The organism is Acrocarpospora sp. B8E8 (genome assembly GCF_039871605.1).
In the GTDB taxonomy this organism is placed as follows: Bacteria; Actinomycetota; Actinomycetes; order Streptosporangiales; family Streptosporangiaceae; genus Acrocarpospora; species Acrocarpospora macrocephala.
The window spans coordinates 1-25,068 of record NZ_JBDPLV010000031.1 but is presented as its reverse complement, the minus strand read 5'-3'; the positions used below and the strand labels follow the sequence as shown (position 1 = coordinate 25,068).

The 25,068-nt window shown below is 70.2% G+C and carries 24 protein-coding genes; 17 read left to right on the top strand and 7 right to left on the bottom strand.

Features of this window, described 5'->3' with window-relative positions; translation table 11 throughout:
• Positions 1-83 precede the first annotated feature (83 nt).
• The 7 genes from ABGB08_RS27615 to mdcD all read left to right on the top strand — a co-directional run bounded on the left by ABGB08_RS27615 (position 84) and on the right by mdcD (position 8,108).
• On the top strand, positions 84-1,613 hold the full coding sequence (locus tag ABGB08_RS27615; RefSeq protein ID WP_347595366.1) for an acyl-CoA carboxylase subunit beta: 1,530 nt from the start codon (positions 84-86) through the stop codon (positions 1,611-1,613).
• A 14-nt stretch (positions 1,614-1,627) separates the two neighbouring features.
• Positions 1,628-3,400, top strand: a complete 1,773-nt coding sequence (locus tag ABGB08_RS27610) for a biotin carboxylase N-terminal domain-containing protein (RefSeq protein ID WP_347595363.1) — start codon at positions 1,628-1,630, stop codon at positions 3,398-3,400.
• 102 nt (positions 3,401-3,502) lie between these two features.
• Positions 3,503-4,273 (top strand): GNAT family N-acetyltransferase, encoded by a 771-nt coding sequence (locus ABGB08_RS27605; protein WP_347595360.1) that lies wholly within the window; start codon positions 3,503-3,505, stop codon positions 4,271-4,273.
• 143 nt (positions 4,274-4,416) lie between these two features.
• The gene (gene mdcA / locus ABGB08_RS27600; protein ID WP_347595357.1) at positions 4,417-6,006 is read left to right on the top strand and encodes a malonate decarboxylase subunit alpha; all 1,590 of its coding nucleotides are present in this window, start codon (positions 4,417-4,419) and stop codon (positions 6,004-6,006) included.
• A complete protein-coding gene (locus ABGB08_RS27595) occupies positions 5,975-6,844 on the top strand; it encodes a triphosphoribosyl-dephospho-CoA synthase (RefSeq protein WP_347595354.1) in 870 nt (289 codons plus the stop codon). The genes mdcA and ABGB08_RS27595 overlap by 32 nt, the downstream gene beginning before the upstream one ends.
• Positions 6,832-7,137, top strand: a complete 306-nt coding sequence (locus ABGB08_RS27590) for a malonate decarboxylase subunit delta (protein WP_347595351.1) — start codon at positions 6,832-6,834, stop codon at positions 7,135-7,137. The genes ABGB08_RS27595 and ABGB08_RS27590 overlap by 13 nt, the downstream gene beginning before the upstream one ends.
• Entirely contained in the window at positions 7,134-8,108 is a 975-nt protein-coding gene (gene mdcD / locus ABGB08_RS27585; RefSeq protein WP_347595348.1) for a biotin-independent malonate decarboxylase subunit beta, read from the top strand. The genes ABGB08_RS27590 and mdcD overlap by 4 nt, the downstream gene beginning before the upstream one ends.
• On the opposite strand, the gene ABGB08_RS27580 is transcribed toward mdcD, so the two are convergent.
• A complete protein-coding gene (locus ABGB08_RS27580; protein ID WP_347595345.1) occupies positions 8,048-10,627 on the bottom strand; it encodes a LuxR C-terminal-related transcriptional regulator in 2,580 nt (859 codons plus the stop codon). The two genes, mdcD and ABGB08_RS27580, sit on opposite strands and share 61 nt — an antisense overlap.
• 92 nt (positions 10,628-10,719) lie before the next feature.
• A complete protein-coding gene (locus ABGB08_RS27575) occupies positions 10,720-11,337 on the bottom strand; it encodes a LysE family translocator (protein WP_347595342.1) in 618 nt (205 codons plus the stop codon).
• 103 nt (positions 11,338-11,440) lie between these two features.
• Here ABGB08_RS27575 and ABGB08_RS27570 point away from each other — a divergent pair, with 103 nt between their 5' ends.
• The 3 genes from ABGB08_RS27570 to ABGB08_RS27560 all read left to right on the top strand — a co-directional run bounded on the left by ABGB08_RS27570 (position 11,441) and on the right by ABGB08_RS27560 (position 13,318).
• Complete coding sequence (locus ABGB08_RS27570; RefSeq protein ID WP_347595339.1) at positions 11,441-11,893, top strand: Lrp/AsnC family transcriptional regulator; 453 nt, start codon at positions 11,441-11,443, stop codon at positions 11,891-11,893.
• A gap of 118 nt (positions 11,894-12,011) precedes the next feature.
• Entirely contained in the window at positions 12,012-12,599 is a 588-nt protein-coding gene (locus ABGB08_RS27565; protein ID WP_347595336.1) for a helix-turn-helix domain-containing protein, read from the top strand.
• Complete coding sequence (locus tag ABGB08_RS27560) at positions 12,596-13,318, top strand: SRPBCC domain-containing protein (RefSeq protein WP_347595333.1); 723 nt, start codon at positions 12,596-12,598, stop codon at positions 13,316-13,318. The genes ABGB08_RS27565 and ABGB08_RS27560 overlap by 4 nt, the downstream gene beginning before the upstream one ends.
• Positions 13,319-13,321: 3 nt before the next feature.
• Here the strand turns inward: ABGB08_RS27560 and ABGB08_RS27555 are convergent, their stop codons facing one another.
• The gene (locus tag ABGB08_RS27555) at positions 13,322-15,172 is read right to left on the bottom strand and encodes a catalase (RefSeq protein ID WP_347595330.1); all 1,851 of its coding nucleotides are present in this window, start codon (positions 15,170-15,172) and stop codon (positions 13,322-13,324) included.
• Between the two features lie 240 nt (positions 15,173-15,412).
• On the opposite strand from ABGB08_RS27555, the gene ABGB08_RS27550 reads away from it, so the two are divergent.
• From ABGB08_RS27550 to ABGB08_RS27540, 3 genes are read left to right on the top strand one after another with little or no spacing between them, the layout of a single operon-like run.
• Positions 15,413-16,807, top strand: coding sequence for an SGNH/GDSL hydrolase family protein (locus tag ABGB08_RS27550; protein ID WP_347595327.1), 1,395 nt, complete (start codon positions 15,413-15,415; stop codon positions 16,805-16,807).
• Between the two features lie 57 nt (positions 16,808-16,864).
• Complete coding sequence (locus ABGB08_RS27545; protein ID WP_347595324.1) at positions 16,865-17,197, top strand: hypothetical protein; 333 nt, start codon at positions 16,865-16,867, stop codon at positions 17,195-17,197.
• Position 17,198: 1 nt separating this feature from the next.
• Positions 17,199-17,462 (top strand): hypothetical protein, encoded by a 264-nt coding sequence (locus ABGB08_RS27540; RefSeq protein WP_347595321.1) that lies wholly within the window; start codon positions 17,199-17,201, stop codon positions 17,460-17,462.
• Between the two features lie 85 nt (positions 17,463-17,547).
• On the opposite strand, the gene ABGB08_RS27535 is transcribed toward ABGB08_RS27540, so the two are convergent.
• Positions 17,548-18,705 carry a transposase gene (locus ABGB08_RS27535; protein ID WP_347595318.1) on the bottom strand — a complete coding sequence of 386 codons (1,158 nt, stop codon included), beginning with the start codon at positions 18,703-18,705 and terminating at the stop codon, positions 17,548-17,550.
• A gap of 38 nt (positions 18,706-18,743) precedes the next feature.
• Between ABGB08_RS27535 and ABGB08_RS27530 the strand changes: the two genes are divergently transcribed.
• From ABGB08_RS27530 to ABGB08_RS27515, 4 genes are all read left to right on the top strand, one after another.
• Complete coding sequence (locus ABGB08_RS27530) at positions 18,744-19,166, top strand: response regulator transcription factor (RefSeq protein ID WP_347595315.1); 423 nt, start codon at positions 18,744-18,746, stop codon at positions 19,164-19,166.
• Between the two features lie 155 nt (positions 19,167-19,321).
• Complete coding sequence (locus ABGB08_RS27525; protein WP_347595312.1) at positions 19,322-19,630, top strand: DUF6247 family protein; 309 nt, start codon at positions 19,322-19,324, stop codon at positions 19,628-19,630.
• Positions 19,631-19,870: a hypothetical protein gene (locus ABGB08_RS27520; RefSeq protein ID WP_347595309.1), complete on the top strand. Its 240-nt coding sequence runs from the start codon at positions 19,631-19,633 to the stop codon at positions 19,868-19,870.
• A gap of 311 nt (positions 19,871-20,181) precedes the next feature.
• Complete coding sequence (locus ABGB08_RS27515) at positions 20,182-20,988, top strand: SGNH/GDSL hydrolase family protein (protein ID WP_347595306.1); 807 nt, start codon at positions 20,182-20,184, stop codon at positions 20,986-20,988.
• Positions 20,989-21,014: 26 nt separating this feature from the next.
• Here the strand turns inward: ABGB08_RS27515 and ABGB08_RS27510 are convergent, their stop codons facing one another.
• The 3 genes from ABGB08_RS27510 to ABGB08_RS27500 form a co-directional block, all read right to left on the bottom strand.
• Positions 21,015-21,587, bottom strand: coding sequence for an alpha/beta hydrolase (locus tag ABGB08_RS27510; protein WP_347595304.1), 573 nt, complete (start codon positions 21,585-21,587; stop codon positions 21,015-21,017).
• A gap of 8 nt (positions 21,588-21,595) precedes the next feature.
• Complete coding sequence (locus ABGB08_RS27505; protein WP_347595301.1) at positions 21,596-21,811, bottom strand: excisionase family DNA-binding protein; 216 nt, start codon at positions 21,809-21,811, stop codon at positions 21,596-21,598.
• A gap of 1,505 nt (positions 21,812-23,316) precedes the next feature.
• The gene (locus tag ABGB08_RS27500; protein WP_347595298.1) at positions 23,317-24,882 is read right to left on the bottom strand and encodes a hypothetical protein; all 1,566 of its coding nucleotides are present in this window, start codon (positions 24,880-24,882) and stop codon (positions 23,317-23,319) included.
• Positions 24,883-25,068 lie beyond the last annotated feature (186 nt).

The window sequence follows — 25,068 nt, the reverse complement described above, 5'->3', positions numbered from 1 at the left end:
CTCGCGGACCCCGGGCTTGTCCCCGCACAGAGGACTGAGTATCGTCATTGTGAAACTGAGTATCAACGCAGATATGGTGATCGATGGAACCGCATGGCACCCTCACCCGCCTCAGGGAGCGCCTGGACGAGGCGGTCCACGACGGCGAAGCCCGGGCGGCCGCCAAGCAGCACGCCAAGGGCAAGCTCACCGCCCGGGAGCGGATCGAGCGCCTGCTGGATCCCGGCTCGTTCGCCGAGCTGGACGCCCTGGCCCGGGGCACCCTCGGCTACGGCGACGGCGTGGTCACCGGTCACGGCACGATCGACGGCCGCCAGGTCTGCGTCTTCTCCCAGGACTTCACCGTGTCCGGCGGCAGCCTGGGCGAGGTGTACGGCCAGAAGATCTGCAAGGTCATGGACCTGGCCATGCGGACCGGGTCGCCGATCATCGGCATCAACGAGGGCGCGGGCGCCCGCATCCAGGAGGGCGTGGTCTCCCTCGGCCTGTACGGCGAGATCTTCCGCCGCAACATCCGCGCCTCCGGCGTGATCCCGCAGATCTCCCTGATCATGGGCGCGTGCGCGGGCGGTCACGTCTACTCCCCGGCCCTCACCGACTTCACGATCATGGTGGATGAGTCGTCCCACATGTTCGTGACCGGACCGGACGTCATCAAGACGGTCACCGGCGAGGACGTCACCTTCGAGGACCTGGGCGGCGCCCGCGTGCACAACAGCCGCAGCGGCAACGCCCACTACCTGGCGCACGACGAGGACGACGCGCTCGACTACGCCCGGGCCCTGCTGTCCTACCTGCCGCGGAACAACCTGGACGAGCCGCCGTACTCCGGGTTAGCGGCGGACCTGGAGATCTCCGCCGGTGACCTGGCCCTGGACTCGCTGCTCCCCGGCTCCCCCAACCAGCCCTACGACATGCACACCGTCATCGCCGCCCTGCTGGACGACGGCGAGTTCCTGGAGGTGCAGGCGCTGTTCGCGCCCAACATCGTGGTCGGCTTCGGGCGCGTCGAAGGCCAGCCGGTCGGCGTGGTGGCCAACCAGCCGCTGATGCTGGCCGGCACGCTGGACATCGACGCCTCGGAGAAGGCGGCCCGTTTCGTACGCACCTGCGACGCCTTCAACATCCCCGTGCTCACGCTCGTGGACGTGCCCGGTTTCCTGCCCGGCACCGAGCAGGAGTGGAACGGCATCATCCGGCGCGGGGCCAAGCTGCTGTACGCCTACGGCGAGGCCACGGTGCCGCTCGTCACGGTGATCACACGCAAGGCGTACGGCGGGGCGTACGACGTGATGGGCTCCAAACATCTGGGCGCGGACGTCAACCTGGCCTGGTCCAGCGCGCAGATCGCGGTGATGGGCGCCCAGGGCGCGGTCAACCTCCTGCACCGCAAGCGGCTGGCCGCGGTCGACCACCCCGACGCCCTGCGGGCCGAGCTGGTGCGTGAGTACGAGGACACCCTCGCCACGCCATACCTGGCGGCCGAACGCGGGTACGTGGACGCGGTGATCGCGCCGAGTGAGACCCGCCGCGAGGTCACCCGCGCGCTGCGGCTGCTGCGCGGCAAGCGGGACGCCCTGCCGCCCAAGAAGCACGGGAACATCCCCCTGTGAAAGGATCCACGACCATGCGCAAAGTGCTCGTCGCCAACCGCGGCGAGATCGCCGTCCGGGTCATTCGCGCCTGCCGGGACGCCGGCATCGGCTGCGTGGCCGTCTACGCCGACCAGGACCGCGACGCGCTGTTCGCCCGCATGGCCGACGAGGCGTACGCGCTGGGCGGCGCCACGCCGAGCGAGACCTACCTCGCCATCGACAATATCATCGACGTGGCGGCGCGGTCCGGCGCGGACGCGGTGCACCCCGGGTACGGCTTCCTGGCGGAGAACGCCGGCTTCGCCCAGGCGGTCATCGACGCCGGGCTGGTCTGGATCGGGCCGCCGAGCGCGGCGATCACCGCGCTCGGCGACAAGGTCCAGGCCAGGCACATCGCCCAGCGCGTCGGCGCCCCGCTCGTGGCGGGCACTCCCGACCCCGTCTCCGGGGTGGCCGAGGTGATCGCCTTCGCCGCCGAGCACGGCCTGCCCATCGCGATCAAAGCGGCCTTCGGCGGCGGCGGTCGCGGCCTGAAGGTGGCGCGCACCGCCGAGGAGATCCCCGACCTGTACGACAGCGCCGTACGCGAGGCGGTGACGGCGTTCGGCCGGGGCGAGTGCTTCGTGGAGCGCTACCTGGACCGGCCCCGGCACGTGGAGACCCAGTGCCTGGCCGACGCGCACGGCAACGTGGTCGTGGTCTCCACCCGCGACTGCTCCCTGCAGCGCCGCCACCAGAAGCTGGTCGAGGAGGCGCCCGCGCCGTTCCTCACCGCCGCGCAGGAAGCCCTGCTCCGGGACAGCTCCAAGGCGATCCTGCGCGAGGCCGGCTACGTCGGAGCGGGGACGTGCGAGTTCCTCGTCGGCCAGGACGGCACGATCTCCTTCCTGGAGGTCAACACCCGCCTGCAGGTGGAGCACCCGGTCACCGAGGAGGTCACCGGCGTCGACCTGGTGCGGGAGATGTTCCGCGTCGCCGCCGGGGAGGAACTCGGCTACGGCGACCCGGAGCCGCGCGGCCACTCCCTCGAGTTCCGCGTCAACGCCGAGGACGCCGGGCGCGGCTTCCTGCCCGCCCCCGGCACCATCACCCGCTGGCGCGCCCCCTCCGGCCCGGGCGTCCGCCTGGACTCCGGCTACGAGCAGGGCGAAACCGTGCCGGGCTCGTTCGACTCGCTGATCGCCAAGCTGGTCGTCACCGGCGCCACCCGAACCCAAGCGCTTGAACGCGCCCGCCGGGCGCTGGCCGAGTTCGAGATCGACGGCATGCCCACCGTGCTCCCGTTCCACCGGGCGGTGGCGGCGGATCCGGCCTTCACCAGCGAACCCTTCACCGTCCACACCCGCTGGATCGAGACCGAGTTCGACAACACGATCGCTCCCTACGCGGGCCAGACCGCCGCCGCCGAGGATCCCGCCGAACGTGAGCGGATCACCGTCGAGGTGGCGGGCAAACGCCTGGAGGTCGTACTGCCCGCCGGTTTCGGCGGCCCGCGGACCGCGAACCGGGCCACTCCCGCGCGCAGGCGCGGCGGCACCGGCCCGGCGAAAGCCGCGGCGAGCGGGGACTCCCTGGTCAGCCCCATGCAGGGCACCATCGTCAAGGTGCTGGCCGCCGAAGGCGACGAGGTGGCCGCCGGGGACATCATCGTCGTCCTGGAGGCCATGAAGATGGAACAGCCCCTCACCGCCCACAAGACCGGAATCGTGGTCGGCCTGTCCGCCCAGGTGGGGGCCACGGTGGCCGCGGGCGCGGCCATATGCGAGATCAAGGACCCGCCGTCAGACGCGGGCGACCGCCGGTAGGTCGAAGTCGTCGCGCGTGCGCAGCAGCGCGAAGGTCGTTCGTCTATCAGCGGGGTTCATGATCTCGTGATCAACTACTGGATCGTGATAAGAGTGAGTGCCATGTCCGTACCACTCATCGCCCCCGAACTGGTGAAAGGTCTGCAGGAACGAGCGGCCCGGGCCATGCCGCCGGTGTCTGTCGATCATCTCGAGGGCTGGTGGCTGCGCCGCGTGGACTGCGGGGCGTGGTGGGCCGGGACGGTGCTGGCTCATGGCGAGGCCACGCCCGCGGATCTGTCGCGCAGGATCGGTTTCGCTGAGGAGTTCTATACCGCGCACGGCGCCGCCACGCGGTTTCAGGTCACTCCGGGTGCCTCCCCGGCCGAGCTCGACGCCGCCTTGGCGGAGCGGGGTTATCGCCGCGAATACTCGATATCGTTGCAGTCGGCTGTGACCTCCTCCGTCGTGGCACGGACGGCAGGGCCGGTGCGCGGCCGGTTGGATGAGCGCCCGACGGACGCGTGGTTCGAGGCCTGGCATGCCGTGCACGGCGGGGATCCCGGTCCCGAGTGGGACATGCTCCGAAGAGTGGATCAACCGAGCGTCTACGCCAGTGTGGTTGACGGGAACCGCGTCGTCGCCGTGGGCCGCGCGGTCGTCGACAGTGGCTGGGCGGGCGTGTTCAGCATGGCCACCCTTCCCGAGGCGCGCGGGCGAGGCGCCGCCGCGAGCGTGCTGGCCGCCCTCGCGGGCTGGGCCGGCAGCCAGGGCGCCGGCCAGATGTATCTCCAGGTCGTGGGGGACAACGCCCCGGCTCTACGGCTGTACGAGCGCGCGGGCTTCACCGAACTGTGCCGCTACCACTACCGCACGCGAGAACACATCTCCTGACGAACCGAATGGATCGCCCTCACGGTATTTAACTCCCGTTGAGTTAAACGCGTCGCCGCTGGAGGCATCACCTGCCTATGTCGGCATCGAGGCGAATCTCCACGCGGAGCTGGACCCGGCGACGGGCGGCGAAGCGGGAGCGGATGGAGGCCGTCGGGGCCTTCGCCTCGGGCCGGGTGCTGGACGCCGGGCGGATGCGTGAGGCTCTGCAGGCGCTGTTGCGGCCGGGTGATCGAGTCGCGCTGGAAGGCGACAACCAGAAACAGGCCGACTTCCTCGCCGAGGCGCTGGCGGGCTGCGATCCGGACGTGGTGCACGACCTGCATCTGCTGATCTCCTCGATCAGCCTGCCCGAGCATCTGGACGTCTTCGAGCGTGGTGTGGCCCGCCGCCTGGATTTCGCCTACGCGGGACCGCAGAGCGTGCGCGTGGCGCAGCTGCTGGCCGACGGCAAGATCGAGGTCGGGGCGATCCACACCTATGTCGAGCTGTACGCGCGGATGTTCGTCGACCTCGCCCCCGATGTGGTGCTGCTCTGCGCCGAGCAGGCCGACCGGGAGGGAAACCTGTTCACCGGCCCGGGCACCGAGGACACCCCGACCATCGCCGAGGCGGCGGCGTTCCGCGACGGTGTCGTGCTGGTCCAGGTCAACGAGCTGGTGGACCGGGTTCCCCGGGTGGACATTCCCGGCGACTGGGTGGATCTCGTCGTGGCGAGCCCCCGGCCGTACGCCATGGAGCCGCTGTTCACGCGGGACCCGCGCCAGATCGGCCAGGTGGACATCCTGATGGCCATGCTGGCGCTGCGCGGCGTCTACGAGCGGCACGGGGTGACGGCGCTGAACCATGGGATCGGCTTCGACACCGCGGCGATCGAGCTCATCCTGCCCACCTACGGCGAGGAGCTGGGCCTGCGTGGGAAGATCTGCAAGCACTGGACGCTCAACCCGCATCCGACGCTCATCCCGGCGATCGAGAGCGGCTGGGTGGAGTCGGTGCACTGCTTCGGCGGGGAGCCCGGCACCGAGCGTTACGTCGCCGCGCGGCCGGACGTGTTCTTCACCGGCCGCGACGGGTCGCTTCGCTCGAACCGGGTGCTGTGCCAGCTCGCCGGCCAGTACGCGGTGGACATGTTCATCGGCTCCTCGCTGCAGATCGACGCCTGCGCGAACTCCTCGACGGTCACCGAGGGCCGCCTGACCGGGTTCGGCGGGGCTCCCAACATGGGGCACGATCCGCACGGCCGCGGGCACTCCTCCCCCGCGTGGCTGAGCCTGCCGGCCGGTGAGCCGCCCGCGCCGCGGGGGCGCAAGCTCGTCGTGCAGATCACCCAGACGTTCCGCTCCGGGGGCACTCCGGCGTTCGTGGAGTCCCTGGACGCGATCCAGGTGGGCGCGGACATCGGCATGCCCATCTCCCCGGTCATGATCTACGGAGCGGACGTCAGTCACGTGGTGACCGAGGAGGGCGTGGCCTACCTGTACAAGGCTTCCGGCCTGGCCGAGCGGCGCGAGGCGCTGGCCGCGATCGCGGGCGCCACCCCGGTCGGCCGGGGCCTGGACGAGCGGCGCGTCGAGGCGCTGCGCCGCGACGGTCTGGTGGCGCTGCCCGAGGATCTGAAGGTGGATGTGCGGAAGGCGAAGCGCTCCCTGCTGGCGGTCCGCAGCATCGAGGATCTGGTCGACTGGTCGGGAGGTCTGTATGATCCGCCTGCCCGGTTCAGGACCTGGTGATCCGATGCTGGCCGATCTCGCGGTCCAGGCCCTGTGCGCGGAGGCGCGCCTGGGTCCCAAGCCGGGCTTGGTCGACCATCGGGGCCGCGGCGCGCACGACGACATGGATCTTGAGCTCATGCTGGCCTCCGCCGAGGCGCTGCGGCCCGTCTTCCGGTCTCTCGCGCGGGCGGCGCGGCGGATGCCGGTAGGGGCCGGGCTTCGTGCGGAGCTGGGGCGGCTGGGCCGGGCGGGTGAGCGGGTCATGCTGGGGGTCACCCGTGGGGTGAACACCCACCGGGGCGCGTTGTGGGCGCTCGGGCTGCTGGTCGCGGGCGCCGCCACCGCCGACGACGAGACGGAGGCCGTGGGTCGTGCGGCCAGGCTGGCCGCCATCCCGGACGGGGACGTGCCGGTCTCCCATGGCGAGCGGGTACGGCGTCGGTTCCGGGTGGGCGGTGCTCGCGCCGAGGCGGCGGCCGGTTTCCCCCACGTGGTCGAGGTCGCGTTGCCGCGGCTGCGCGCGGGCCGGGCGGCCGGGCTCGCCGAGGACGTGGCCCGGCTGGACGCGCTGCTGGCGGTGATGAGCCTCCTGGACGACACCTGCGTGCTGCATCGCGGCGGCCTTGAGGGGCTCCGGGTGGTACGGCTCGGCGCCGCCCGCGTCCTGGCCGAGGGGGGTGCGGGGACGGACTCCGGCCGGGCCGCCCTCCTGGAGCTGGACGGGCGGTTGCGGGCGGGCCGGCTCTCGCCGGGCGGGAGCGGTGACCTGCTGGCCGCAGGGCTCTTCCTTGACCTGGTGCCGTGGCCTGGGTCCGTCGCCGGAGCCGAGCTGGGGGTGGTCTCGTGCAGACGCTGAACTTCGAGTTTCCCGCCGACCGGCCGCCGGCGCGGCGGGCGCACGTGGGGGTGGCGGGTTCGGGGGATCTGGAGGTGCTGATGACGCCGGGGCCGGCTGGTGTCGCGCGGGTGCGCGTGCGTACCAGCGTGGATGGGTTCGACACGGTGTGGCGGGTCGTGCTGGAGCGCTTCTTCGCCCGCCATCGGGTGGCCGCGGGGTTCGAGCTCAACGACTCGGGGGCGACTCCCGGTGTGGTCACGCTACGGCTGCGGCAGGCGGTCGAGGAAAGCTTGGGAGAGGGCGGCGAATGAAGCTCAGTTTCATCGAGCTGGACGCCAGGGCGCGGGCATTCGCGCTGCTCGACGGCGGCACCGGCGGTGAGCTGTGCGGTCCCTTCGACCGTATCGAGTCGCCATGGCTGGAACCTCAGGGTGTCGTCCCGCAGTCCGATGACGGTGTGGTTGTAGTGCGGGGCAAGCTGGACGGGCGATCCGCGGTCGTGATCGGCATCGAGCAGGCTTTCCAGGGCGGCGGCATCGGCGAGGTCTCCGGTGTGAAGATCGCCACTGCGTTGTCGCTGGCCGCCCGGGACAGCCGCGCGGGTGTTCCGACGGCTGCGGTTCTGCTGCTGGAGACCGGCGGGGTGCGGCTGCAGGAGGCCAATCTGGGCTTGGCCACGGTCGCGGAGGTGTGCTCGGCGCTGCTGGAGTTACGTGCGCTCCAGCCTGTCGTCGGAGTGATCGCCGGCATGCTGGGCTGTTTCGGCGGGATGAGCATCGCGGCCGGGCTGTGCACCGAGTTGATCATGACCAGGGAGGGCCGTCTCGGGCTGGACGGTCCCCAGGTGATCGAGTCCGAGGCCGGGGTCGCCGAGTTCGACGCCTCCGATCACACGATGATCTGGTCGATCGACGGCGGCACGCAACGCACGCGGACCGGCCTGGCGGACGTGCTGGTCGCCGACGACGTGGCCGCGATCCGCTCGGCCGTGATCGAGGCGGTGTGGACGACCTTGCCCGCAGCGTCGCCACCACGGTGCGATGGCGCGACGGCATCGCCCTGCTCGGCGAACTCGGCACGACCCTTTTCATCCAAACCCCACCGGGCCACGTCCTGGCCCGAACCGCCCAGGCCACCCACCCCCGTACCCGTGTCATCACCCTCGCCGACACCCGCGTCACCGACGCGGCGGCCCTCGCGCGGGGCCTGCTTTGATCGGGATCAGTCGGGGCGCAGCACGCGCCTGAGGTCGGAGCGGTTGGAGACGCCGAGTTTGGCGTAGACGTTCTGCAGGTGGTTGTCGACCGTGCGGGGGGACAGGAACAGGCGTTCGGCGATCTGCTTGCTGGGCAGGCCGGTGCAGGCCAGGCGGGCGATCTCGGCCTCCCGGCGGGTCAGGCCGGGAGCGGTGAGGTGGGCCACGGCAGGGGTGCGCAGGCCGTCACAGCGGGCGGCCAGCAGCCAGGCGCGGCTGGCGGCGGCGCGGCCGGAGGCGTGGCGGCCGGCGTGCTCCCACGCCTGGGCGGCCTGGGCGCAGGCCTCGGCCGCGTACGGGAGGAGGCCGAGCCTGGTGAATTCGGACGTCACCCGCTCCAGCGCGGGAGCATCGTGGACGGCGGACGCGCGCGCCTGCACGGCGAAGAGGGAGGCCAGGTCGCCGTCCTGGGCCGAGGCGAGCTCGGCGAGACGGTCGGCGGCACGTTCGGCGAAACCGAGGCGGGCCACGGTGTGCAGGGCGTGGGTTTCGAAGGCCACGGCGCCCATCCCCCGGCCCACGTCCGCGGTGACCAGGGCGAACTCCACGCCCTTGCGCAGCTCGCCGGAGGCGGCGATGACCCAGGGTTCGGTCAGGTAGCGGAACATGTCGACCAGGCCGCCAAGCCGGGTGTACGCGGTGACGCCCTCGTCGAAGGTCGCCCTCGCGGCGGGCCCGTCGCCCCGCAAAGCCAGCACGTAGGCGTGTTCGATCACGAGGAGGCCGGTGAGCGCGTCGTCGCCCGGGAACCGCCGGGCGTCCTGGAGCAGCCTGGCGGCCTGGGTGAACCTGCCCCGCATCCGGGCCGCCATCGCGCGGTGCAGGGCCAGGGCCTGGGCCGCGTACGAGAACCCGTGGCCCGACCCGACCAGTCCCGCCAGGTTGTCCATGGCCGCTTCCATGCCGTCGACGTCGCCCAGCATCATCCGGTTCAGCGACCAGTTCGCGTGCAGGGGCAGCAGGATCACGGGCACGGCGTCCACCCAGTTCGCGTGATCGCCGACGGCCGCCGCGATGTCGGCCTCCGCCTCGTGGTAGCGGCCGATCGTGGCGAGGGTGAGGGCCCGGCAGTTCAGCGCCTGCGCCCGTACGGCGGCGGTGACCGGCGGCTCCGCCAGCAACGCGTTGATGTGCCGCAGCAGCTCCTCGAACCCGGTGTGCGCGGACATGATCATGATCAGCAGCGTGGACAGGTCCTGCCGGAAGGCGACCTGCGTGATCTGTTCCCGGGTCCGGGACAGCAGCTCCATGCCCTCCTCGACGCGGCCCAGCCCCAGCGCGAGGCTCCACGCCCGGGTGAGGGCGAGCTCGGTGCGCCGCCGCTCGTCGACGGCGACGGCGGGCAGCTGGGCGATCAAGGTCTCCGCTTCGGCGGGCTGGCTCGAGTAGTTGAGCAGGGTGCCGAGCATGATGGCGGCGTCGACCCGGTCCTCGTCGGTTCCCGCGCGGGCCAGCGCGGCCCTGGCCAGCCGGATCGCCAGCGGGAAGTCATGGGAGGCCCAGGCCAGGCGGCAGGCGCGCACCAGCGGGGCCGGGTCGGGGGTGGTGCCGCTCTCCAGCCGCCAGACCGCGATCCGCAGCACGTCCTCGCGGCGGCGGGCGCCGGTCGCCTGGAGCGCGTCGGCCAGCTCCCCGTAGCGGCGCCTCCGGCGCGTGACGGGGAGCCGCACCGCCTCGCCGTACAGGGGGTGGGCCAGGCGGACGGCGGCGCGGCGCCCGTCGGAGACGACATCGACCAGGCCGCGGGACTCCGCCTCCTCGACCGCGTCGCCGCCGGTCAGCGCGGCCAGCGGGGCCAGGCCGATCGGCTCGGCCAGGGCGACCAGCTCCAGGACCGAGGTGACGGCGTCGCCGAACCGGCCCATCCGGCGTTCGATCATCTCCATCAGGCGCGGCGCGCGGGGCACCTCGCCCTCCAGCCGCCAGGTCAGGCCGTCGGGCCGGACCAGAACCTGGCCCTCCAGAGCGGCGGTGACCAGCTCGCGCAGCAGCAGCACGTTGCCCTGGCTGAGCGTGTGCAGCCGCGCGGCCGCGGGTGGATCCACCTGGTCACCCAGGACGGAGGCGAGAACCACCGCCGTCTCCGCGTCCGTGAGCGGGGCCAGATCGAGGCGGCTGCCCAGATCGTCCTCCCACAGGGCGGTCACCGAATCCGGGCATTCCTCACCCGCCCGTACGGTCGCCAGCACCCGGACGGCATCCGCCAGCTGGTGCGTGAGCGCGGCCGACGAGGCGTCCAGCAGGTGCGCGTCATCCACCACCAGCAGCGACGGCGCCCGGGACAGGATCGCCCCCGCCGCCCACCGGAGCGGATTGAAACCCGGCTCGCCCTCGGGAAGCAGCGGGGCGAACGCCCCCAGCGGCAGCGCCCGGGCCGCCCGCGTCCCGCGCACGTGCACGGTGGCCTCGAACGCCGTGGCGACCTCGCTCGCCAGCCGGCTCTTCCCCACCCCGGCGGCCCCGGCGATCACCACGTTGCCACGCCGCAGCGTCGCCACGGCCCACTCCCGCTCGGCCCGCCTGCCCACGAACGGCCATACGTCCACAGCGCCCTCCCGCCGATACTACGGCCGGAGCGATCGCTCATCACGGCACAGTCAGCACGGTCTTTCCGCGAGCATGGCCGGTGGCGCTCCGTTCAGGTCAGCAGGTGGTCGATGAGGAGCCAGGCGCCGATACCGATCATGGCGGCTCCGGACAGGCGGCTGATCAGGCGTGCGGCGGCGGGCCTGCCGTACAGGACGGTGTGGGTGAGCCGGCCGATGCCGAGGTAGAACAGGCCGATGGTGGTCATGAAGGCCAGGCCGAGCACGCTGATCTGCGCGGCGATCGGCCAGGGGCCGCGCGGGTCGGTGAACTGCGGGAGCAGGGCGAGGAAGATCAGCAGGCCTTTGGGGTTGAGGCCGCTGACGCCGACCCCGCGCAGGAAGGTGTTCCAGTCGGTGCCGGTCAGGCCGTCGGCGGGGGTGGTGGGTTCGGAGGGACGGGCGAAGGTCGTCGTGCCGTGCCAGATCAGGTAGAGGCCGCCGACCAGGGTGAGACCGGTCAGGATGGCCGGGTTTCCGGCGACCAGGGCGCCGACGCCGCCCGCGACGATGAGGGTGATCGCGGCGTAGCCCACGACCAGTCCGCTCACCGCGGGATACACCGACCGGCGGCGCAGCCCGGCGCTGATGGTGAACGCCCAGTCGGCGCCCGGCACCACGATGAGCAGGAGCGCGACCGCCCAGAAGGCGAGCACGGAACTGGCGGCCATAAATCCCCCACTAGCGGACGATGGGAGAAGAATAGTTTCAATCAGCCCGAAAGTGCTTCCAACTTTCACTCGGTAAGGCTGCCTCTGTGGAAGAATCTTCCAAATGGACGCGATCGACCGGAAGATTCTTGCTGTCCTTCAGGAGGACGGCCGCCTGACTATCACGGAGCTGGCGGCGCGGGTGGGCTTGAGCGTCTCGCCGTGCCACCGCCGGCTGCGGGAACTGGAGCGCGGCGGCACGATCCGCGGCTACCGCGCGATCGTGGACCCCGCCGCGATCGGCCTGACGTTCCAGGCGCTGGTGTTCGTCACCATGCGCCAGGAGGACCGCGACACCCTGCTGGGCTTCGAGGCGGCCGTGGCCCGGGTGCCGGAGGTCGTCCAGGCCCAGCGCTTGTTCGGCGACCCGGACTACCTGCTCCGCGTCATCACCGCCGACCTCACCGCCTACCAGGAACTGGAAGACGACGTGCTGTCCGCCCTCCCGGGCGTGCAGCGACTGAACTCCACCCTCGTGATGAAGCACGTGGTGAACGACCGCCCCCTGCCCACCTGAGAAGCCGGTCTGGTACGCCCCCGACGGGCGCACCATGATCGGAGATGCATCGACGAGGAATCTCCTGGTGAATGAGGTTTTCTTAAATAATTAATTTGTCGGATGTAGCCTGCGGGTTATGCAGGACATCGCCGTGATCGAGGACCCGGCCGCCGCCGAGGTGTCGCTGGCGCCCATCCGGGCCCGGCTGCTGGCCGAGCTGAGCGAGCCCGGGTCCGCGACCATGCTGGCCGCCAAGGTCGGCCTGCCCCGGCAGAAGGTCAACTACCACCTGAAGACGCTGGAGGCGCACGGGCTCGTTGAGATGATCGAGGAGCGGCGCAAGGGCAACGTGCACGAGCGCATCATGCGGGCGACCGCGGCCTCCTACGTGATCTCCCCGACCGCGCTGGGCTCGCTGGAGCCGGACCCGGCCCGCTCCCCCGACCAGCTGTCGGCGAGCTGGCTGCTGGCTGTCGCGGCCCGGCTGGTCCGCGACGTCGGGGCGCTGATCACCGGCGCGGCCCGGGCGCGCAAGCGGGTCGCGACCTTCGCGATCGACGGCGAGGTGCGCTTCGCCTCGGCCGCCGACCGCGCCGCGTTCGCCGAGGAGCTCGCCGGGGCCGTCGCGGCCCTGGTGTCCCGGTACCATGACGAGTCCGCCGAGCACGGCCGCGATCACCGGATCGTCGTCGCCGTCCACCCGAGCGTGAAGGACGCCCGATGACGCACCCGTTCGAGCTGAGCCAGGAGATCGAGCTCGCCGCCACGCCCGAACAGGTCTGGGAGGCGATCGCGACCGGCCCCGGCGTCGACTCCTGGTTCATGGGGCGCACCCAGTTCGCCGACGGCCGCGCCGCGTTCACGATGATGGGCCACACCGAGCAGTCCACGATCACCGCCTACGAGCCGGGCAGCCGCTTCGCGACCCGCAGTGACGAAGCCCCCGACGGCCGCTTCATGGCGATGGAATACCTCATCGAGGGGCGTGGCGGCGGCACGACCGTGCTGCGGCTGGTGCACAGCGGCATGCTCGGCGACGACTGGGAGACCGAGTTCGAGGCGATGAAGGCCGGCTGGCCCATCTACCTGGAGACCCTCAGCCAGTACCTCGCGCACTTCGCCGGTCGCGCCCCCTCGGTCACCACGGTCTTCCGGCCCGGAGCGGGCGGCCCGGACGCCGTCTGGAAGGTCGTCACCGAGTCGCTGGGCGTCACGCCCGAGGTCGCCGACGGCGCGGCCGTCCGGCTTCCGGACGGCTCCGCCGGGGTCGTCTTCTACGCGAACCTGCCCGTCAACCTGGGCGTGCGGACCGGCGAGGGCCTGTACCGGTTCATCCACTCCGGGAGCGACCGCGGCGACGCCCTCGTGCTCGGCCACCAGAACTTCGCGGGCCGCGACGAGCAGGCCGCGTGGGACGCCTGGATGGCCGAGCGCTTCGGCTGACGATCAGGCCGCCGGGAACCGGTCCCAGACGCGGTGCCGCGTGAGCAGGTCGGTCACCTCGCCCAGCACGGCGGCCGGGTCGGAGCCGATGACGATCCCGGGAGCGTCCGTGGCGATGCCCGCCACGTCGAACGCGGTCGCCGCGTCGCCCCAGCCGCCCAGCGGTTTGGCATGCCGGTACGCCTCGCGCAGCATCAGCAGGACCCGCGGATCGATCACCATGGCGGCCTTGCCGTTGGCGGCTTTCGCGTCCCGGACAGCGCGCGCGTCCTTGCCGGGACCGGGCGCGCCGGCCACCAGCAGGGCGTCGAACTCCACCGACCGGGCCGCCGCGAACATCCGCTGCACCGGGACCGGCTCGCCCCCGCCGGGGAGCACGCCCCCGCCGGCCGCGACGACCAGCGGCACCATGCCCGCGTCGAACACCTCCTGCCGCACCCGGCGTACGGCGTCGAGATCGTCGTCACCGGCCACGATGCCGATCACCCGCCCGGTGGTCGGCCAGGTCCCGCCCAGCTGGGACAGCGCCGGACTGGCCGACACCGACGCCGGCTTGCCCGGCTTCTCCGGCGCGGGCAGCCCAAGCCCTTCGGCCACCTGGGCGCTCAGCCGCGGATCGATCCCGCCCAGCACCCGCACCACGCGTTCCCTGATCGCCGGCTCGTAGACCTTGCTCAGCTCGAAGGTGTAGGCGGCGATCACGTGCTCCCGCTCCACCGGCGACAGGCTCAGCCAGAACATCCTCGGCTGGCTGAAATGATCGTCGAACGACGCCGGAGCGGCCCGCACCCGGGGCGCCGCGGCCACCTGAACCGGCGCCTCGACATACCCGCCCGCCGCGATCCCCGCCTGGAACGGGCACCCGCCGTCCAGCGAGTTCGGCCGGTACGGCGCCGCCCCCGCGTGCACGGCGGTCTGGTGCATGCCATCCCGCAGCAGGTCGTTGACCTGGGCGTGGGTCCGGTTGATGGGCAGCTGCGCGAAGTTGGGCCCGCCCAGGCGGGTGATCTGGGTGTCCAGGTAGGAGAAGAGCCGCCCGGCCAGCAGCGGATCGTCGGTGACGTCGATCCCCGGCACCAGGTGGCCGACGTGGAAGGCCACCTGCTCGGTCTCGGCGAAATAGTTCACCGGGTTGGCGTTGAGGGTCATCAGCCCGATCGGCTGGACCGGCGCCAGCTCCTCAGGGACGATCTTGGTCGGATCCAGCAGGTCGATGCCCTCGAAGGTCTGCTCCGGCGTGTCGGGAAAGACCTGTACGCCGAACTCCCACTCCGGAAAGGCCCCCGCCTCGATCGCGTCGGCGAGGTCGCGGCGGTGGAAGTCCGGGTCGACGCCGTTGATCAACTGTGCCTCCTCCCACACCAGCGAGTGCACGCCCATCCTCGGCTTCCAGTGGAACTTGACCAGCGACGTCCCGCCGTCGGCGTTGACCAGGCGGAAGGTGTGCACCCCGAACCCCTCCATGGTCCGGAACGAGCGCGGGATGCCCCGGTCGGACATGTTCCACAGAGTGTGATGCGTCGCCTCGGTGTGCAGGGAGACGAAGTCCCAGAACGTGTCGTGCGCGCTCTGCGCCTGCGGGATCTCCCGGTCGGGCTGCGGTTTGGCGGCGTGGATCACGTCCGGGAACTTGATCGCGTCCTGGATGAAGAACACCGGGATGTTGTTGCCGACCAGATCGAAGACGCCCTCGCTGGTGTAGAACTTGGTCGCGAAGCCGCGGGTGTCGCGCACGGTGTCGGCGGAGCCGCGCGAGCCCAGCACGGTGGAGAAGCGGACGACCTGATCCACGTCGGGGGTGAACGTTTCACGGGACGGAGGGTCTGCGGCCGCCGGGTCGGTCTCGCTCGTCACAGTGGGCCTAACCTCGCCGGAGCCGAGGCTGTGCGTGGTGGCCGCCGCTAGGGCCTCGCGGGCGAGCTCCGCTCGGTGGCGGGGAGCCCATTGACCGGGTGATCCAGGCGTCGTACGTTGCCCCCGAAATATTTCCGAACTGGTCAGAAACTTTTCGGGGCCGATCGTCGTCAGGAACAGAGTTGATGGAGGGTCAGCGATGAAACCTTTGCACTCCCCCCGGCGCCGTGGAGTCGGGCGGTGAGGCGGGCCCGGCCGTACCCGGCCCTGCTCGCCCAGCCGGCCGAACGGATGTCGCAGCTCGTCCGGGTCATGATCGCCGCGGTCGTCGCGGTGGCCGTCGTCGTGGCGGCGCCGGCCTTCAGCGCCCTTGGCGAGCAGGGCCGCGCCCAGGATCCGGCGCGCGTCTCGCCCAAGATGGCGGGGCACTGGGTCAACACCTGGGTGTCGATGCCCCAGCTGACCGAGCCGGGCAACATGCCGCCGGCGCCGTTCACGCAGGACAACCTGGTGCTCGCCGACGCCACGCTGCGGCAGACCGTGCACGCCTCGGTCGGCGGGCAGCAGATGCGGCTGCGCTTCTCCAACGCCTTCGGGGGTACGGCGCTGCCCATCACCAAGGTGACCATCGCGCTGCCGGCCGGAGGGCAGGCGGGTGTCAGCGCGGTCCTGCCGGCGACCATCCGGCCGGTCACGTTCAGCGGCCGGACCTCGGTGGTCGTCCCGGTGGGCGCGCAGGTGGTCTCCGACCCGCTGAACTTCACCGTGGCCCCGCGCTCCAACCTCACCGTGACGTTGTATCTGGCCCAGGGGCAGAACTCCAACAACATCACCTCGCATCCCGGTTCCCGGACCTCGTCGTACCTGCTGGCGGGTGATCACGTCGGGGCGGCGGATCTGGTGGGGGCGACCCGTACCGACCACTGGTACTTCCTCAGCGGCGTGGAGGTGTGGTCGAAGAGCACGACCGCGGCGGTCGCCGTCGTGGGCGACTCGCTCACCGACGGGCGCGGCTCGACCACGAACATGAACGACCGCTGGCCGGACCAGCTGCTCGACCGCCTGCACGCCCGCCACGACACGGCGAACGTGGCGGTGCTCAACCAGGCCGCCGGCGGCAACCGGGTCCTGAACGACGGGCTCGGGCCCAACGCCCTGGGCCGGCTGGACCGCGACGTGCTGGCGCAGAGCGGGGTCGAGTGGCTGATCCTGTTCGAGGGCGTCAACGACATCGGCACGGCCGAGGCCACCCAGGCCGCCCAGCAGCAGGTCGCCGCCGACCTGATCACGGCCTACGACCAGATGATCGTCCGGGCCCACGCCCACGGGATCCGGGTGTACGGCGCGACGCTGACGCCGTTCGGCGCCAACACCGCCTACGACGACGCGCAGGGATTCCGGGAGGCGGCCCGGCAGACGGTCAACGACTGGATCCGCACCAGCCGCAGGTTCGACGCCGTCATCGACCTCGACCGGGCCACGCGCGATCCGGCCAACCCCCGGCAGTTCCTCCCGGCCTACGACGTCGGCGACCACCTGCACCTGAACCCGACCGGCTACAAGGCGATCGCCGACGCCGTCCCGAGCCGGCTCTTCCACCGCGAACCGCTCCCCTGGGGCTTCGGCTTCGACTGAGCCCGGTCGTACGCCCCCATCATCCGATCGGATGATGGGGGCGTAGCGCGACGGGCGATGCCCGGCGGCCGCCCCGCCCGCGACCATCGAGGCATAGGCAAGGTCGTCGCCCTCGACACGCCCGCCGGGCTGATCCGCCGCACCGACGGCGTCACGGTCATCACCTTCATCCCCTCCCGGCCCGTCGCCGACCTGGGCCTGGCCGCGCTGCCCGCGGTGGTGTCCGTACGGCACGGCGAGGACGGCCAGGTGAGCGTGCGCGGCACCGACGAGACCGTCGGGCCGCTGGTCGCCCTGCTGGCCAGGCACCAGATCACCGCGCACCGGCTCCAGGTCACCACCCCCACCCTGGACGACGCCTTCCTCCACTTCACCGAGCGGGAGACCTGACGTGTCCGCCTCCACCGCCGTACTCAAAGCCGAGGCCCGCCTCATCGGCCGCAACCGGGCGGGGGTGTTCTGGGTCGTGGCCTTCCCGCCCCTGCTGCTGACGATCCTGGGCCTGCTGCCGTCCTTCCGGGCGGCCGACCCGGGCGCTCGGCGGGCTGCGCGCCAGGGCCGAACGCGTTGCGGGCTCCGTCGAGATCGAGTCCGAGCCCGGTGTCGGCACCGCCGTCTCGGCTTGGTGCGCCATGAGTCAGCTTCCCGGCTCTGAAGGACTTTGTTGCCCGATTCGAATCGGGCAACAAAGTCCTAAAGGGCCGAGCTTGCGGCTCCTCGCCGTACATGGCGTGTACGGGTCAGGCCGCGTCGTCGGCAGCGTGACTCACTGCCCAGCCCATCACACCGCGTCTGGCGATGTTACGGGCCGCGTTGACGTCGGCGTGCTCAGCGAAGCCGCACGACGTACAAGCGAAGGTTTCCCGGTCCGGCCGGTTCCTCTTGTCCACATGCCCACACCGGCAGCACTCCTGGGAGGTATAGGCCGGATCGACATAGACCAGCGCGACACCCGCCCGGGCCGCCTTGTAGCCGATGAAGGTGGCCAACTGGTGGAAACTCCAGGTGTGCAAGATGACCCGCTGGGGCTTGCGAAGCCGTACCCGCTCGCGGATGCCGTGGAGGTCTTCCAGGGCGATCCCGCGTCCGGTGCGTTCTGCCTCGGTCACGATGCGTTTGGAGATCACATGGTTGGTGTCGGCGGCGAACCGCGCCTCCTTGCGCCGCCGTGCCTTCAGCAGGCGTTTGGCGCTCTTGGTGGCTTTGGCCTGCAACCGGCGGCGCAGCCGCCGCTGCCGGTACCGGTGGGCGTTCAACGCTTTACCGCTGTGGCGGGTGCCGTCGCTGGTGGTGGCGATGTTGACGATCCCGACATCGACACCGACGAAGCCGCCGCTCGGGTCGGCGATGGGCAGGTCGGGTAGCTCGCAGGTGGCGATCAGGAACCAGGACCCGTCCTGGCGCACCAGATCCGATTCACCCTTGCGGTGTTTGGCCAGCATCGCCACCTGTTGCGGCGAGCCGGTGAACGCGATCCCGCGCAGCCGACCGGCGACCGTCCACATGGAGACGGTCCTGGTGTCGACCTGCCACGACAGGCAGCGGTCGTCGAACGGCTGCGCCGCGCCGGGGCGGAAAGCGATCGGCTTGCTCTCGGCTTTCACCCGCCGTTTCGAGCCCGCCTCGCCGAGGTTCCCGGCGCGGATGTTGGCCCGCAAGGTCGCGTAGGCGTCCGCGACCTTCTTGATCACATGCTGGGCGGCCTGCGCCGCGAGCCCGAACTCCTCTCTCACCTGGCCGTAGACAGCTTTGCGGAGATCGTAGTGACGTCGAAGGCTGCGCTCGAAGGCGACGCCCGACACCCAGTTCGCGGCCCGGTTGGCCGCACGCAGGGTCGCTCCCAGCGCCGCCGCCTGCTCAGGTGTCGGCAGGAGCTTCACCCGCACCACCAGTTTCATCCATCGAACACACTATCGTTTGGTCCAGATTTTGGTCCATGTCACCGCGATGGGACCCCAACCCCGTCTCCGCCGAGGCAGACCTGTCGTCCACCACCTGCACGCCCTTGTGCCCCGCGATCGAGGCCGGCGCCACCGGCTACCTCCTCAAGGACGCCCCCCGCGACGAACTGTTCACCGCCGTCCGCGCCGCCGCCGCGGGCCGCACCGTGCTGTCCCCCGCCATCGCCGCCCGCCTGGTCTCCCGGGTACGGTCCCCCGCCACCACCACCCTGACCGCCCGCGAACGCGAGATCCTCCGCCTGGTCGCCAAGGGCACCGCCAACCGCGAGGTGGCCGCCATCCTGTTCATCAGCGAAGCCACCGTCAAAAGCCACCTCACCCACATCTACGCCAAACTCGACGTCAACGACCGCGCCGCCGCCGTCGCCACCGCCTACGACCGCGGCATCCTCGGCTGACACCGGGACGCCTATCAGAACTCCGTTAAGGAGCCGCTCGCGTAACTGTCTGATCTTTTGATCGACCGGGCTGCGGGCTGTTTCCCGTTCCTGTCCGTGCCCGGCCCGGTAAACTGTGGTCAACGCCGGTGCTAGGCAGGAGGTGAGGCGTCGTCATGACCGTCCAGTGGCATGAAGATCACAACCGTGAGATCGAGCGCACGTTCACCGCCGTGCGTGCCGCGCTGCCCGCCGCCAACATTGCCGCGTTCGACGCCGAACTAGAGGCGATCACCCACGCCGACGTTGTCGACCTGGCCGCGCTGGACAGCTTCCTCTCCGGGTGGTGGCGCATTGCCACGCGCGCCCGGAACCGGGACGACTGGCAGCTGATGCACCGCGAGGCGGACCAGATCCAGTCAGGCAGGCGTCCAGAGGGACCGACGCTGGCCGAGGTTCTGGCCCGCCGGGGAGTCCAGCTGTAGGTGTACATCATCCGCATAGGCAGTCCCGTCGCCGAGGCGCGGCTAGCGGACCTGTCGGACGCTGAGATCGACATCCTGCTGGAAATCTACGAGGTCCTGCGCATGACCCCGGGAAACGGCCGAAGCCTCGGCACCGGGAACACGCTCGTCTGGGACTACAACGGACTGTCGGTCATCTACTTCATTCTGGATCATCAGAATGAAGTAGTCGTCCTCCGCGTGGATCGTTTCCCCACCTGACGCAACGGCAGGGCATCCCCGGGACACGAGCCCTGGCCCAACATGCCGCCGCCCACAAGTCACGGCAAGCCGTCTTGCGAGCCATCCCGCGAGATTGTCCTCACCGCGGCTGCACACCTCCTGCAGGCCGATCAGGTCGGGTCGTACGTCGCGCGGGACAGCCAAGATCGCCTCGCGCCGCCCGCAGCGCCACCACACGCATCCCGTCCCCCACCCATAGTCAAGGGGGTGATTAGTCATATAATTGACTATCATGGTTTATTGGGAAATAGCGGGTGGTCCTCGCGATCTCGCGGGAAGGCGGATGGCTCATGCCCGACGATGAGTACCTGCGCTATGTCGCCTTGGGTGACAGCCAGACCGAGGGGCTCGGTGACGGCGACGACGTCAGCGGGCTGCGTGGATGGGCCGATCGGCTCGCGGAACAGCTTGCGGTGCGTAATCCCGGTCTCCGCTACGCCAATCTGGCTGTGCGGGGGCGAGTGGCCGCCCAAGTCCATGCCGAGCAGCTCGGGCCCGCCCTCGCCTTACGTCCCGATCTGGCCACCGTCGTCGCCGGGGTCAACGACCTGCTCCGGTCCCGGTTCGACGCCGACGAGGTGGGCGGCCATCTGGAGGCGATGTTCGCCGCGCTCACCGCCCAGGGTGCCCGCGTGGCCACTGTCACCTTTCCCGACGTCGCGAGGATCACCCCGCTCGCCCGCCCGATCAGCTCCCGCGTCACCGCCCTCAACCAGCGCATCCGTGCCGCGGCCCGCCGCCACGGGGTGGCCGTCGCCGAAACCTCTCACCATCCGGTCGTCACCGACCCGCGACTGTGGACCCCGGACCGCCTGCACGCCAGCCCTCTCGGACACGAACGAATCGCCGCGGCCGTCGCCCACGTACTCCGCCTCCCCGGCAGCGACGACTCCTGGACCCACCCCCTGCCCCCACCGGCGGCCACCTCCACCGGCTGGCACACCGCAGCCACCGAACTACGCTGGATCGCCACCTTCCTCGGCCCTTGGCTCGCCCGACGCCTACAAGGCCGCTCCTCCGGCGACGGCCGCACCGCCAAACGCCCCCACCTGCTCCCCATAACCGGCGTGCTTGTAGATAATCCGGAACGGGACTAGTTGGTACGATGGCGGCATGATCGCGGTCAGCGGGTGAAGCCCGCGAAGAGCCGGGCGATCCTGTTCTGGCGGGGTGCCAGCCAGTCGGCGATGTCGGCCGCATCGACGTCCTGGGGCGCCTGGTAATCCGCGGGTGCGGATGGGCCTGAGCCGGGGAAGAACATGTGGTCGTCGGCGTCGTAGACGCGGATGGCGACGCCCGGCCGGTGGCCGAGGCGCTCCCGCCACGGCGAGAGATCGTCGGCGACCGTCACCTGGTAGTCGCGGCCGCCCTGGAGGATGAGCATGGGCTTGTCCAGCGCGGCGGCGCTCGCCACAGGGTCGTAGTCGCGCAGATCGAGGACGTACGCTCCCGAGTAGCCGAACGGCAGCTCCGCGGCGGGCGTGTCGGGCGACAGGTCGGGGCTGTCGGCCATCGCGGCCTGCCGCGTAATTATCTCGACGGCGGCCTCGGCGGCCGGGCCGGGATCCAGCGAGGCGAGGTAGCGGACGATGCGGACGACGGCCTGCGGCATCGGCTGGGTATCGCCGGCCAGGAGCACCAGGCCGGCCACGGACGGTTCGGCGGCGGCGACCCGCGGGGCGACCTTGCCTCCCATGCTGTGGCCTAGGACGAAGAGGCGATCGGTGCGACCACGCCAGCCTGAATGAACTCCTCCAACGCCGACCCAGGTATGCGCACGTTGCGCCCGATGCGGACGAAGGTGATCCGGCGCTCTCCGATCAGTCGGCGTGGGAATCGCTGGGAGGTGTTCAGCCGCTCGGCCGCTTCACCGGCCGTCAGCAGACGATCAATGCCCGAAGGGATTGGCTTCTTGTTCACTCAGCTACCTCCGTCCGTGAATCAATGAGAGTTCGTGCCGCATCGGTGCCCATTGGTCATCGGTACCGCCGTTGGTCGAGGCGGCCAACGCGGATTCGCCGGGCGTGTAGCCCTGACCGGCGAACTTCCAGTGCGCGAGTACGAGCGTGGTGTCAGGGTCGAAGGCCCGCCTTTGGTCGTTGAGGAGGCGTTCGCGGTAGTTGATACGGGCTTGGCGGAGGGGCGCCCAGGGCGGTGGAGTAGCCGCGGGATCGGGTCGAGAAGTGGCCGCGGAAGCCGAGCATGTGTGCCCAGTCGCGGAGTCGGAGGTGGGCAAGGTCCGGTCGGGCGGGTCTTGAAGGCGCGGTCGAGGGTGCCCGAGGTCTCGGCTGATTTCGTGGCGTATTTGGCCACGTATCCAGCCACGGGGCGTTCGCCGAGTGCGGTTTCGTGGTCGAGTGCGGCGGGACTGATCGTGGCGACGTCGACTTGTTCGTCCCAGGCGAGTGGCCCGTAGCCGGGCGCTTCGACCCGCACGGCGGTGACCGCCGACCCGATGGCATCGCTCAGCAGTTCGACCGTGGCCCGGGCGGGCGGAGCGGCCAGTAGGGCACCGCAGGGGGGCCGTCGAGGCGGATGACCGCGTGGAAGTGGACGACTCCGCGTGCCAGGTATTCGGCGACCTTGGCGGGAGGAGAGCCGTACGAGGTTGTTGAAGGCTTTGCGGGTGAGTCCGGCGGCAGCGGCCATGTGCCGCCAGAGGTAGATGGTGAAGCGTCGCCGCAAGTCGCCCGCGTGGGCGTTCCACAGGACGTGCCCGGCGTAGTCGTACGTCTCGGGGTCCAGAGGTTGGCCGATGCGGTCCGGTCTTGTGCCAGGTGAAGCAGGCCCGGCCGGTGCGGCGGGGATGGCAGACGATGGTCTTGCCGTCCTTGCCAGGGCCATGGTGGACCGGCCCGAAGGAGGGCGCGGTGAGGGTGGCCAGGACGCGCGGGTGTATTCTGACGATTTCCGGGACGCCTTTGTCTACGCCGAGAAGACCAGAGCGGATCAGGTGGAAGATGTCGCGCCGGTAGGTCTCGGCGCAGGCCGGGCAGCGGGAGGCGCGGCGGTTCCCGCAGCGAATGAGCAGCTGTCAGTGGGGCTCGGCCGTTGACACAGTCACACGAATGGGAAGACCACGGCCAGCGAGAGAACCGTACCGAAGTCGGCTTCTTACCCTTTTCAGCTCAATGAATTCCGTCGACGAGCACCGGTGATGCCCACGACTGTCCTGCCCGTGGTCGCCGTCTGCTTCTGGATTTCGCCGTGGGACCCCTGTTGGAAGTGCAGGGAATAGGGCGCGGTGGCCGAGTCCGGCGCCCTCGCCACCTCGCGCTGCCGCGCTCAACGCGAGTCAGCGCTGTAATTTCGCCCAATCGCAGGGCTTGCGAAGACCATCAGCAGGACGAAGGCCCTGAACCCGGTGATTGTGCGTTCAGTCGACCTGCCCCTTGTCCACCAGTGCCCACAGAGCCCGCCGAGCGTCAGAATGCTGTAGTCCCACAAGCGCGAGTCGTCGAGGACGTCACGGTGAACGAGTACGCCTCCTGCAGGATGACCTGTAGAAGGTGGCACGGTCGGCGGATCAGTCCCGCCATCGCTGTGCCGATCGTGCACTCTAATTCGACAGGTACAGCCATAACCGCCTCGCGGAGGCTGATCGACTCGGCGTGGAACCGGCCTGCCAGGTCTGGTTGGCCTGTCCGCCGGTAGACGGCTGCGAGCGAGGAGTACGAATCGGCCAGGTCGAGAGCGAATCTTCTCGCGATCCATCCGGCACCCTCGGCAGCAGCTATGCCAATCGCGCCCGTGGGCGTGACCTGTCCGGACTCCCCCAGCGGATGCAGCCTGACCAACTCGCGCTGTATTCCGATCGCGTCCTGTACGCGGGCGAACGCCCGCTCCGGATGGCCAAGCACAAGCCAGCAGTCACAGCTCATGGTCAGGACCCGGGCGAGTTCCCGGCGCATACCGATATCTCCACTTTGGTAGGCATCGTGCATGGGTCGGTCGGAGATTACGGTGTTCCAAATCTGGACCTCCTTGCTGGCCGGCGGGAGGGAGCCGAAGTCAAGCCTTTCGCGACGTATCGCGGCACGGAGCGCCTCGAGAATCCTCAGCGCGTCGGCGAACTCCCCGTCGGCCACGCACCTGAGCGCGGACAAACAGCCGGAGGCGACCGCGTAGCAAAACGGAGAGTCCACCGATGAAGGCCGGAACAACTCAAGGTCGTCCGTCTCGTCGGGGTCCCGGCGAGAATCGAGGGCGCGTTCGGCATCTGCCAGGGGGCCAAACCTGCTCTCCCCAAAAAGCAAACGGATCCGCCCCACCAGTCCCAGATCGTTGTGCGCTATCAGCGCATCGCTGATCGCCTCGCTCATGAGCCAAGGACTTTCCTGCTTATTAGCGACGAGGATCGCCGTGGGAAGGAACTGCTCGGGATCAGTGCGGAGCAGGGCAGAGATCTCGTGGATAATGTACGGATGACGCGGCAGTGTCCGCGCGAGTACACTTAGCGATCTTTGCACCTGGTAACCCTCCAGCAACGGCGCGATCCGGGCGATCAGTCCCGGCCGCTGTGCGAGAGCCTGAGCGACATGCTCCTCACCCATCCTGTCGGGGCGCAGAGCGACCGGGGCGAGAACATCGCTCCCGGGATACAGCGCGGTGACCCAGCGCAGGTACCCGTCGATCACGTGACCTGGCTCTCCATCGAAAACGGGCAGTGCCCGGAGAGTGCGCCGCTGGGCTTCGGCGCCATGACCGCCGAAGAGTGTAGCGGCGCAGACGACCTCGGCAACGCGCCATTCCGATGGCTCACGCAACTCATATGCCCTTGCCGTCTTTCTCCAGTAATGAATTTCATGGTGAAGGAGCCGTGTGATGGGGTGAAGCCCGGCAGGTCGGTCCTCTTTCGTGTCAGCTCTCGTACGATCGAGCAGAGCGCTTAACGCGTGGGCGTGAATCGCGAGAAGACTGTCACTCGCCACCTCAGTCCGCTCCAGCGCGTGTTCGGCCCATGCCTTAATCTGGATTCTCTCGATGCCCATTCGCTCGGCAAAAGCCCGGAACGCTCGCCGGAACTCGGTGGACGCATCATGCGGTAATGCAGGGCTGACAGCATTCTCGGATGCTGAGACGGTGGGTGCCGGTTCTGCGGATCACGGATGGATCGCGTACGGCGTGGCGTAGCCCTGACATGCAACAAGACCCCATAGAACGGCGGTTACCACACC